The sequence below is a fragment of the Pseudomonas sp. SWRI50 genome, from assembly GCF_014269095.1.
Taxonomy (GTDB): domain Bacteria; phylum Pseudomonadota; class Gammaproteobacteria; order Pseudomonadales; family Pseudomonadaceae; genus Aquipseudomonas; species Aquipseudomonas kermanshahensis.
This window is the reverse complement of sequence record NZ_JABWRW010000013.1, coordinates 151,531-162,401: the sequence shown is the minus strand read 5'-3', so window position 1 is coordinate 162,401 and position 10,871 is coordinate 151,531. Positions and strand designations below refer to the sequence as shown.

At 60.6% G+C, this 10,871-nt stretch carries 8 protein-coding genes; all 8 read left to right on the top strand.

Translation table 11 applies throughout. The features are described 5' to 3' along the window. Positions 1–351: 351 nt before the first annotated feature. The 8 genes from HU750_RS15730 to HU750_RS15695 all read left to right on the top strand — a co-directional run bounded on the left by HU750_RS15730 (position 352) and on the right by HU750_RS15695 (position 10,824). A complete protein-coding gene (locus HU750_RS15730; protein ID WP_186681032.1) occupies positions 352–1,995 on the top strand; it encodes an acetolactate synthase large subunit in 1,644 nt (547 codons plus the stop codon). A gap of 197 nt (positions 1,996–2,192) precedes the next feature. Then, positions 2,193–4,127 carry a flavin monoamine oxidase family protein gene (locus tag HU750_RS15725; RefSeq protein WP_186681030.1) on the top strand — a complete coding sequence of 645 codons (1,935 nt, stop codon included), beginning with the start codon at positions 2,193–2,195 and terminating at the stop codon, positions 4,125–4,127. Between the two features lie 148 nt (positions 4,128–4,275). Further along, positions 4,276–5,172 (top strand): nitrilase family protein, encoded by an 897-nt coding sequence (locus tag HU750_RS15720; protein ID WP_186681028.1) that lies wholly within the window; start codon positions 4,276–4,278, stop codon positions 5,170–5,172. An 11-nt stretch (positions 5,173–5,183) separates the two neighbouring features. Next, positions 5,184–6,335 carry a hypothetical protein gene (locus HU750_RS15715; protein WP_186681026.1) on the top strand — a complete coding sequence of 384 codons (1,152 nt, stop codon included), beginning with the start codon at positions 5,184–5,186 and terminating at the stop codon, positions 6,333–6,335. Next, complete coding sequence (locus HU750_RS15710) at positions 6,332–7,321, top strand: asparaginase (protein ID WP_186681024.1); 990 nt, start codon at positions 6,332–6,334, stop codon at positions 7,319–7,321. Before HU750_RS15715 ends, HU750_RS15710 begins: the two co-directional genes overlap by 4 nt. A gap of 90 nt (positions 7,322–7,411) precedes the next feature. Beyond that, positions 7,412–7,963, top strand: a complete 552-nt coding sequence (locus tag HU750_RS15705; protein ID WP_027594714.1) for a UPF0149 family protein — start codon at positions 7,412–7,414, stop codon at positions 7,961–7,963. Between the two features lie 173 nt (positions 7,964–8,136). After that, positions 8,137–8,766 carry a glutathione S-transferase family protein gene (locus tag HU750_RS15700; protein WP_027594713.1) on the top strand — a complete coding sequence of 210 codons (630 nt, stop codon included), beginning with the start codon at positions 8,137–8,139 and terminating at the stop codon, positions 8,764–8,766. A gap of 27 nt (positions 8,767–8,793) precedes the next feature. Then, on the top strand, positions 8,794–10,824 hold the full coding sequence (locus HU750_RS15695; RefSeq protein ID WP_186681021.1) for a pyridoxamine 5'-phosphate oxidase family protein: 2,031 nt from the start codon (positions 8,794–8,796) through the stop codon (positions 10,822–10,824). The last annotated feature ends 47 nt before the right edge of the window (positions 10,825–10,871 follow it).

The window sequence follows — 10,871 nt, the reverse complement described above, 5'->3', positions numbered from 1 at the left end:
AACGATGCATCGCCGATGGTAGTGTGGGGTTTCCCCATGTGAGAGTAGGTCATCGTCAAGATTCATTTCGCAAAACCCCTATCTGCGCGAGCAGGTAGGGGTTTTGTCTTTCTGCCGTTTATAGCCGCAGATTCGCTGTCTCCAGGCAAAGATGTTTTGTCCGTCCTGTACCTCTCCAAACGCGCCCAAGGGTGCGACAATTAATCCTGTTCGTGCACGTGACTTTGCCCTGCCTAACCTGCGTCAAGACTTAGGTTCGGGGCACCCTCGCGCCCGAATAGAGCGATGCCAGCGTGCCGTGCTGCGCATTTATGGACTTTCACCGTCCTATCACTTGAGGTAGAGAGCAAGATGGCTAAGGCCGCCGATGTCGTTGTGCAATGCCTGGAAAACGAAGGTGTCGAGTATGTGTTCGGCATCCCTGGTGAGGAAAACCTCGACCTGCTGGAATCCCTGCGCAAGTCGAAGATCAAGCTGGTCCTGACCCGCCACGAACAATCTGCGGGCTTCATGGCCGCCACCTATGGCCGCCTGACCGGCAAGACCGGCGTCAGCCTGTCGACCCTCGGCCCTGGCGCGACCAACCTGGTCACCGCCAGTGCATACGCCTACCTCGGCGGTATGCCGATGATGATGATCACCGGCCAAAAGCCGATCAAGAAGTCCAAACAGGGCCGCTTCCAGATCATCGATGTGTGCGGCATGATGGCCCCCATCACCAAGTACACCCATCAGTTCGCCTCGGCCGACAACATTCCTTCGCGCATGCGTGAAGCGTTCCGCCTGGCTGAAGAAGAAAAACCAGGCGCCGTGCACCTGGAACTGCCGGAAGACATCGCTGCCGAGCAGACTGATGCCATGCCGATCCCACGCAGCCTGCACCGCCGCCCGCTGGCCGAGCACGTGGCCATCGAAGCCGCCATCGAAAAACTGCGCACCGCTCGCAGCCCGATCCTGGTGATCGGTGCCGGCGCCAACCGCAAGATGACCGCCAAGGTCCTCAAGCAGCTGATCGACAAGACCGGCATTCCGTTTGTTACCACCCAGTTGGGCAAGGGTGTGGTCGACGAGCGCAGCCCGCGCTTCCTGGGCAACGCCGCGCTGTCGTCCGGTGACTTCGTCCACCGCGCAATCGAAGCGGCCGACCTGATCATCAACATCGGCCACGATGTGATCGAGAAGCCGCCGTTCTTCATGGTCCGTGGCGGCACCGAAGTCATCCACATCAGCTTCCGCTCCGCCGAAGTCGATGCCGTGTACTTCCCGCAGGTCGAAGTGATCGGCGACATCGCCAACGCCGTCTGGCAGATCGCTGAAGGCCTGGGCGACACTTCGCACTGGGACTTCACCCGCCTCATGGCCATCCGTGAAGCCAACGAAGCGCAAATCGCCGAAGGCGCCGACGACGACCGCTTCCCGGTCTACCCGCAGCGCCTGGTCGCTGACATCCGTCGCGTGCTGCCGTCTGAAGGTATCGTTGCCCTCGACAACGGCATCTACAAGATCTGGTTCGCCCGTAACTACAAGGCCCACAAGCCGAACACCGTGCTGCTCGACAACGCCCTGGCGACCATGGGCGCCGGCCTGCCGTCGGCGATGGCAGCGCACCTGGTGTACCCGGACCGCCCGGTAATCTCGGTATGTGGCGACGGCGGCTTCATGATGAACAGCCAAGAGCTCGAAACCGCAGTCCGTCTGGGCATGCACATCACTGTGGTGATCTTGCGTGACGACGGCTACGGCATGATCCGCTGGAAGCAGGCCAACATGGGCTTCACCGATTTCGGCCTGGACTACGGCAACCCGGACTTCGTCAAATACGCCGAAGCCTACGGTGCCAATGGCCACCGCGTGGAAAGCGCCGAAGGCTTGCTGCCGCTGCTCGAGCACTGCATCAAGACCCCTGGCGTACACGTGATCGACTGCCCGGTCGACTACAGCGAGAACGACCGCATCCTCAACAGCGAGCTGCGTGAGCGCGCGCTGGCGGTGTAAGGCTTAACGGCCTATTCGCGGGGCAAGCCCGCTCCCACAAGTACTGCACAGTTCCTAAGGACTGTGCTTACCTTGGGAGTAGGCACGCCCCCGCGAATGCTTTGCGCCAGACACCAAGTGGTATTAAATAAACACCGCGCCTGTCACTCTACGATTCTCCATTCTCAGGTTCCCCAACCCTTGGCGAACACGAGAACATGACGATCGGATCGACTCACAACCACCCCGCACACTTGGCCGTTGAGCCGTCATCCCCAGCCCAGCCATGGGCTGCACGCTACCCCAATCCACCCGATCTCTGTTTTGATTACCGCCGGTTGCTCGAGCAAGCGGGAGGTATAGCCCGTGCTACTCAGCCGCATCACCGAATATGCATTATCGGTGCTGGTGTAACGGGGTTGACCGCCGCACGGGAGCTGTTGCGTTGCGGTTTTACCCATATCACCCTGATTGAGCAATCGAAGCGTGTGGGCGGGCGTCATTTGACTGTGGTGAACACGCTTGGGGATCACAAGCACCCCACCACCCCATTCGAAATGGGGGCTATGCGTATGCCGTTGTTCAATAGGACAGGAGAGCCACCCAAGGACGGTCGCTCGCTTATGGCCTATTACGCCAGTGTGTTCGAGCTGCGCCTGACTGACTTTCCCAATCCCGGTACGCCCTGGGTGAATGCCACCGGTATTTATCTGCGAGAGGGTCAGCTGGATGGGAAGGGGGATCCAACGCTGCTGATTTGGATTAACCCGGAAGGAGACACACCACCTCCCACCCTCACGCTGCAGAATGTCTACAACAAATGGCGGCGCTTTGCGGAGCATTTCGCCGAGCGGGTCGCTGCTCATTATGGGACGGGGGGTTGGGAGGCGATGTGGTCGGCAATCGTCGAACGTTATCACCGCTTGTCTTTCCGGGACCTAGTGCAGTTGCCTGCCCTTGACGCCTGGAGCGCTGAAAACCCCGGAGACTTCGGCGGGTTGGGGATGAACAGCGATGAGTCGGCAATTTTCTATGCAATCGGCATTGGAGATGGCAGCTGGGGCGCATTCTATGACGTCTGCTGCTTGTACCCGCTGCGTACTGCGATCTTTGGCTTCAGCAGCCATTTGCAGTTGGTGCATGGGCGTGTTGATGAGGGCGGCATACCCTACGTCGCACCGTATTTGGGAGCGGGCCAGTTACCCGATAGCAAAGGGCTCATGTTTCAGGCGCCTGCCTATTTGGGCCTTGCAGCGATGGATGATTGTCTGCTGTTCATGGACGTTGGGATGCAAGGTACATCGCTTTATGATCACTTCATTCAACGAGACGACGGTCTGCTGACCGACAGTTCAGTCTGCGCATTGCACAAGCAGTCTGATGGGCGTGTCCGGGTGGAGTATCGCTGGCAGCACAGTGATCCGGCACATAGCCAGGTCCTGCACGAGGATTTCGACAGCGTAATCCTCACCACGCCTTCATGGCTGATTGAAACCCAGATACAGATCGATGGCTTCAATCGAGAGATTTTGCCGCAACGGATCATCGATGCCTGGAAGCATGCCCACTGGGAAACCAGTTGCAAGGTCTATGCACCACTCAAAAAAAGCTTTCTCGACCGCAAAGTGGCCATCCCTCAAATCCTCGTCACTGACAGCTTCGTGCACGATGTTTATGCCTACCGCTACAACGACAGCTACTCCGATGACTGCATCCTGCTCAGTTATACCTGGGAAGATGACGCCACTAAATTGGGGGCGATATCAGATCAGGCGTTGGGCAACAAATGCATCCAGGAACTCGACCGGATTCTGATGCGCTGTACCAATATGGGGGAAGCCATATCGCCTTACATCGATACTCGAAACATCCGCATACAGCGCTGGATGACAGATAGAAATGCTCTCGGCTGCGCAAAGCTGTACAGGGCTGGTACCTATTACGACGCGCTCAGCCTGATGAAATACAACCGCGACCTCAGCGCGGCCTCCGGACTCTATCTGGCGGGAGAGTCCTTCTCTGTTGACGCGGGTTGGACTGAGCCGTGCCTGCGCACTGCAATCGATACCGTGATCAACCTCTGCAATCGCACGAAAGCCACCTTCAATGGTGGCTTCACCTTGGATCATTACCCGCATTATCAAGTGCGGTAATCAGGGCGTCGGCAATCAATATGTAGGACCCTTCCCTCAATAATTCTTCCTTGTCCCTACGATCTTGTGGGAGCGTCCTGACTGTCGCTCCCAGGCTCAACCCCGCTTTACTGGCGCCCTTCCACAACAAACATAAAAGGAAGCCGCCATGTCTGAACACTGCACCCCTGTCAGCCCCGTGCGCATCGCAGTCATCCAGTATGACCCTCAAGTGGGGGTCGAGCACGGTGATAGCAACGTGAGCAGGGGCCTGGCATTGGCCCGGCGCGCCGTACGCGAAGGTGCCAACCTGATTGTGCTGCCAGAGCTTGCCAACACTGGTTATACGTTCCACTCGCGGGCAGAAGCCTATGCCCATGCGCAGACTCTGCAAGACGGGCGCAGCGTCCAAGCCTGGGCGGACTTTGCGCGGGATCATCACATCTATCTGGCGGCGGGGTTCGCCGAACGGGATGGGATGAAGCTGTATGACAGCGCCGTACTTTTCGGCCCGGAAGGAATGCTTGGGCACTACCGCAAAGCGCACTTATGGAACCAGGAGAAGCTGTGGTTCACGCCCGGTAACCTCGGGTTCCCGGTGTTCGAAACCCCCATTGGGCGTATCGGCCTGCTGATCTGCTGGGATATCTGGTTCCCCGAAGTCCCCCGGCTGATGGCTGCACAAGGCGCCGACATCCTCTGCAGCCTCAACAACTGGGTGTGGACGCCGCCGCCGCTGTTCGATGAGGCCGGGCGCTGCATGGCTTCTTACCTGACCATGACCGCAGCGCACGTCAACAACGTCTATATCGCCGCTGCCAACCGAATTGGCAGCGAGCGTGGTGGTCGTTTTCTGGGCTGTTCGCTGATTGCCTGCACCAACGGCTGGCCGATCGGAGAAGTGGCAAGCGCGGAAGAGGAAAGCATCCTCTATGCCGATGTGGACCTCAGTGCGGCTCGGTCTGCGCCGATCTGGAACAGCCTCAATGATCTGCCGCGAGATCGGCGTACCGATCTTTATGACCACACCCTCGGTTATCGCCTGCATGCCCCGATGCCGCGCTGAGGAGGCAGAACATGAACGAGATAAGCATCCCGACCAGGCAAAGGCCACCGCTGGTGATATTGGCCTGCCTGAGCGTATTGCTGATAGTTAGCCTGGTTTTCGGCCAATGGCCGGACTACGCACAGCTCACCGCCACACTTGATCAACCCTTGAGCCGTTTGCGCTGGATAGTCGGCGACATCAGCGAAGTCGCTTTCTACAAGCACGAGTTGCCGGCTTTGGGCCTGCTGCTGGGGGCCTGTCTGGCGCATTGGGCCGGTCTTCGTGGCTACCGCTGGCAAGGTTTTGCCATTTGTTATGGCACTGGGCTGTGGCCGTGGGTGTTCACCAGCTCGCTGCTCGGCCTGCTGCTCAGCCACGTCTTGTGGGGGTGGACGCTGGCTGGGGGAGGGTGGCAACCGACCTTCGTCGCTTTCGTGTCGCTGCCGGCTGCCATGGTATTGCTGTTTGGCGGAGGCTGGCAGGTGACGATTACCGGGGCGCTACTCGGTGCGCTTCTGGTAACGCCTGCCAGCCTGCTCCTGGTCAATTACCTGTGCATTCCTTTGCAGTTGCCGGTGGTCATCGGCAACGTTGGCGGCATGGCGGTGGCGAGCGTAGTGGCTTTCCTGCTGTGCAAGCGTTTCCCGTCATGGGTGCAGCAAGGCAAAAGGCCCGCTGGGTTGCAGCCCGTCACCCGTCAACCTGACTACGGTGTGGTCTGGACCCTTCGACGTGTATTGGCTGACTTCAGTGAAGCGCCATTTTTCGGCAATGAGCTTGCCAGCCTCGGGTTGTTGTTGGGCCTGCTGTTGGCCTGCGTGATTGCTCCTGCTGCACCGGCCTACGGTTCGCAACTGGTCGTGCAGATGGTGGCAGGCCAGGCGCTGGCGTCATTGGTGGGGGTGCTGGTGTGGCGTCGTCAATGGCAGGCGCGCGGCTGGTACCCCACTTACATTCCCATTGTGTCGATCGTTCCGGCTGCCGTGCTGATGCACGGTGGTGACTGGCAGGTCGTGGTAACCAGCGCGGTGCTGGGTGCGCTGGTAGCGCCGCCATTGGCGGTGGCCATCAGTGGCCGGTTGCCAAGCTATATGCATGGCTACATCGGCAATGTCTTGTCCATGGCCTTCAGTACATTGGCGATCGTGCCGCTGGTGGGGCTGATAGGAGGTGCGGCATGACTGAGTCTCCACAGTTGCCTCGGCTGTCGATCGCCAGCCTGGGCGGCACGGTCAGCATGCAGGTCGATACGGTTGAGGGGGGGGTAACGCCAACGCTCGATTGTGAGAAGCAACTGTCCTTGCTGCCAGCGCTCAGGCAGATGGCGCACCTCGAAGTGGCGACGTTAGGCATGCTGCCCAGCGCTTCGCTTGGGTTTGTGACGCTGCTTGAAGTGCTGGCGTGGGCGCGTGGTCAGATAGCGCGCGGTGCGCAGGCCGTGATGCTCACCCAAGGGACCGATACGCTAGAGGAGACAGCTTACTTCTTCGACCTGCTCTGGCCATACGATGCCCCCTTGGTGCTGACCGGTGCCATGCGCTCGGCCAGCCAACCGGGAAGTGACGGGCCGGCCAATCTACTGGCGGCCGCGCAAGTGGCGTTAGCCCAGGCCAGTCAGGGGCGTGGCGTGCTGGTTGTGATCAACGACCAGATCCACAGCGCCGCGAAGGTTCGCAAGGTCGCCAGCCTGGCGATGTCCGCTTTTGAGTCACCAGGCAGTGGCCCCGTGGGCGAAGTGGTCGAAGGTGTTGCGCGCTATCACCACCAGCCTTCACCACGGGAGGTACTGCCACTGCCGCATCGTCTCGATCATCGCGTTGCCCTGTTGGAGGCCTGCCTGGATGCGGACACTGCCTTGTTACAGGCCTTGCCAGCGCTGGGTTACGAGGGGCTGGTGATTGCGGGGTTTGGTGCCGGGCACGTCTCGGGCGCCTGGTCCGAGATGCTGGGCCAGCTCACGCCTGGCTTGCCAGTGATCGTGGCTACCCGCACAGGCAGGGGGCCTACGGCACTAGCGACCTATGGGTTTGTCGGCGGCGAGATCGACCTGCAGAAAAAAGGGCTGCACATGGCTGGGCAACTTTGCCCGCGCAAGTGCCGAGTCCTGCTCTGGCTGCTGATCGGGTCAGGCAGGCAGGCCCTGCTGCCCACGTGGTTGCCACGCTAGCGAAACTGCCCGCAGCCTCGTCGCTGCGGGCAGCCTTCTGGTGCGTGCTGTGCTAGGGTGCTTGCACTTTTGCTTTTCAGGACAACCCCCATGCTCCCCGCGCTCAGCGAAAAAGAACTCGACCGCCTCGAAGACCTGCTGATCACCTACGGCAACGATTATTCGGTACTCAACCTGGCCGAGCTCAATGGTTTTTTTACCGCCCTGGCCAGTTCCCCCATCACCGTCCACCCCGAACAATGGTTGCCAGCCGTTGCGGGTGGCAAAGTGCCGAAATTCAAGAAGCCCGCGCATGAAGAGGCGTACACGGCGTTGATGTTGCGTTACGCCAGCCAAGTGGCGGACGAACTGGGTGACAACATCGATCAGTTCGAACCGCTGTTCGAGGAAAATGAAACCGACGATGGCGCTGTGATCATCATGGAAGAGTGGTGCTTCGGCTATATGCGCGGTACCCAGGTCGCCAGCTGGGACGCGTTGCCGCCTGAGCAGGATCAACTGCTCAAGGCCATTTCCCTGCATGGGCTGGAGGACAACTTCGAGTTGCTCGATCAAATGCGTGAAGAGGACATTCAAGCCTGTGTGCCTCAGGTGATCGAGGCGGCACGCCAGTTGTTCAAGTTCCATAATCAGCGGCATTGAGCCGAAGATGCAGCCTGTGCACTGCACTGTAAAAGCGGCCTAGCGCCGCTTCTACACGCATTATTCCGCCACGCGAAATTATGGTTTCCCCCCAGCACTGATTCTGCTGCCAGTCGAATCGGTCCAACATGGCCTCCACCAGCCCATTCCGGCGCTGACCAGGAGCCAAGCCCATGTCGACCAAGATCAAACTCTACAACTTCCCCAAGTCTGGCCACGCACACCGTATCGAGCTGATGCTCTCGTTGCTGAACCTGCCGACCGAGCTGGTTTTCGTCGACCTGGCCAAAGGTGAGCACAAGCAGCCTGCGTTCCTTGCCCTCAACCCGTTCGGGCAGGTGCCGGTCATCGACGACAACGGCACGGTCATCGCCGATTCCAACGCCATCCTGGTGTACCTGGCCAAGAAATACGACAACGGCACCTGGTTGCCCGAGGAGCCCGAAGCCGCAGCGCGCGTGCAGCGCTGGCTGTCGGTCGCCGCAGGCCCTTTGGCTTTTGGCCCGGCTGCCGCTCGCCTGGTGACCGTGTTCGGCGCCGCGTTCAACACCGATGAAGTCATCGGCCGTGCCCATACCCTACTCAAGGTGATCGACGCCGAACTGGCCAAGGCCCCCTTCCTGACAGGCAGTGAGCCCACCATCGCTGACGTTGCCAACTACTCCTACATCGCCCATGCACCAGAGGGCAATGTCTCGCTGGAGCCGTACGCCAACGTGCGCAGTTGGCTGGCACGGGTCGAGGCGCTGCCAGGTTTCGTGCCGATGCCGCGTACTGCCACGGGCCTGCAAGCCGGCGATTGAGCTCAACCCTTTTCGAGGAATGCCACCATGCATCAGCTCCCAGGCCATCGCGCGTCACCTTGGCACAGCGGTGAGAAGATCCTGCAGGAAAAGGTCGGTGTGTCGGAGCGCATGGAGGTGTTCGGGCAGAAGGTCATTCGCGACTTCATGCCAGACCAGCATCGCGCGTTCTATCAGCAGTTGCCGTTCATGGTGGCGGGCAGTGTGGATGCCCACGGCAGGCCGTGGGCAACCTTCCTCGAAGGCCCGCAAGGCTTCGTCAGCTCGCCCGACCCACGCCAGTTGCTGATCAACGTGGACCTGAAAGCTGATGACCCCGCCACACCAGGGCTGGCGAGCGGGCAGGCAATTGGGCTGCTGGGCATCGAGTTGCATACGCGCCGGCGCAACCGAATCAACGGCCTGATCGGCCAGGCACTTAACGGGCAACTGGAAGTGACGGTAGAGCAGTCGTTCGGCAACTGCCCTCAGTACATCCAGCTGCGCGAGTACACGCGTAGCGATGAGCTGGCAAAAGGGCGCGTCGATGCCACTGCACTGGATGCCCGCGCGGTTGCCATGATCGAAGCGGCCGATACCTTTTTTGTTGCAAGCTACGTCGAGCAAGACGATGGCCAGCGTTCGGTCGATGTGTCCCACCGCGGCGGTCGGCCTGGGTTCGTCAAGGTCGAGGGCAACCGCCTGACCATTCCCGATTACGCCGGCAATTTGCATTTCAACACGCTGGGCAACCTGTTGGTGAACCCGGTGGCAGGGCTGCTGTTCATCGACTTCGCCACCGGCAATGTACTGCAGCTTTGCGGGCATGCCGAAGTGGTACTGGAGAGCCCTGCCATCAATGCGTTCGAGGGCGCCGAGCGGCTGTGGACGCTGGACGTCGAGCACGTGGTATGGCGCCCGGCAGCCGTGTCGCTGCGCTGGGCCTTTAAAGAATACGCGCCGACCAGCCTGATGACCGGCACCTGGGCCGAGGCCGGCGAACGCCTGCAACAGCGTGAGCGTCAGCGTCAATGGCAGGCGTGGCGGGTGGTGCGCCTGGAGCAGGAGAGCCGTGATATTCGCTCGTTCTACCTGGCGGCAGATGCACCCGTGCAGTTTGCGCCAGGGCAGCATATTCCTGTGCGTATCGCGCTGGGCAGCGATGCCCCGCTGATTCGCACCTACAGCGTTTCCAGCGCCCCGTCGGACGGTTACCTGCGCATCAGCGTCAAGGCCCAGGGCGCGGCATCGCGCTATCTGCATGAGCGCATTGCGGTGGGGGACCTGCTCGATGTGCGCCTGCCCATGGGCAGTTTTACCCTGGATGAGCAAAGCGCACGGCCGATTGTACTGATTGGCGCGGGTGTGGGTATCACGCCATTGATCGCCATGCTACGAGCACAATTGGCCCAGCGCCAGTCGCGGCCTATTCACCTGTTTCACGGTGCGCGAAGCCTGGCTGACTTGCCCTTCCAGCAAGAACTGGCGGCGCTGCGCCAGCAAGCGGGCGAATGGTTGCGTGTGCACCGTTGCCTGAGCCAGCCTGAGGCCGATGCGGTCAGGGGGCGCGACTACGAGCATGCTGGCCGGCTGGGCATTGAGCAGGTGAAAGCCCAGCTGGTGCTGGATGACTACGATTTCTATGTGTGTGGCCCAGCGAGTTTTACCCAGGACCTGTACGAAGGGCTGCGTGCCGTGCATGTACCCGACGCACGTATCCATGCCGAAGCCTTTGGGCCATCGACGCTCAGGCGGCACACCGATGACGACCAGCCGGTGCTGCAGCAACCTCCGGCTGCCAGCGAACCGGTGCCGGTGTACTTCGCCAGCTCGGCCAAGGAGGCGCGCTGGGCACCGGGCAGCGGCACCTTGCTGGAGCTTGCCGAGGCGCGTGGGTTGTCGCCGGATTTCAGCTGCCGGGGTGGTTCATGCGGCACCTGCAAGACCAAGGTGGTGAGTGGGCAGGTGCATTACCCGAACCCGCCTGCCGAGATGCCGGAAAGCGGTGCGGCGCTGATCTGCTGTGCCGTGCCGGCTAAAGTGGAGGAGGGCGCGCAGGCCTTGGTGCTGGAACTGTAGTGCTGACTGTTGTGGCCTGCGCACAGGGCAGCGAAAAAACCGCAGAT

Coding starts and splice junctions, on each gene's coding strand:
- HU750_RS15720 (WP_186681028.1), top strand. CDS start 4,276: ATGTCTGAACACTGCACCCCTGTCAGCCCCGTGCGCATCGCAGTCATC.
- HU750_RS15730 (WP_186681032.1), top strand. CDS start 352: ATGGCTAAGGCCGCCGATGTCGTTGTGCAATGCCTGGAAAACGAAGGT.
- HU750_RS15705 (WP_027594714.1), top strand. CDS start 7,412: ATGCTCCCCGCGCTCAGCGAAAAAGAACTCGACCGCCTCGAAGACCTG.
- HU750_RS15700 (WP_027594713.1), top strand. CDS start 8,137: ATGTCGACCAAGATCAAACTCTACAACTTCCCCAAGTCTGGCCACGCA.
- HU750_RS15725 (WP_186681030.1), top strand. CDS start 2,193: ATGACGATCGGATCGACTCACAACCACCCCGCACACTTGGCCGTTGAG.
- HU750_RS15715 (WP_186681026.1), top strand. CDS start 5,184: ATGAACGAGATAAGCATCCCGACCAGGCAAAGGCCACCGCTGGTGATA.
- HU750_RS15695 (WP_186681021.1), top strand. CDS start 8,794: ATGCATCAGCTCCCAGGCCATCGCGCGTCACCTTGGCACAGCGGTGAG.
- HU750_RS15710 (WP_186681024.1), top strand. CDS start 6,332: ATGACTGAGTCTCCACAGTTGCCTCGGCTGTCGATCGCCAGCCTGGGC.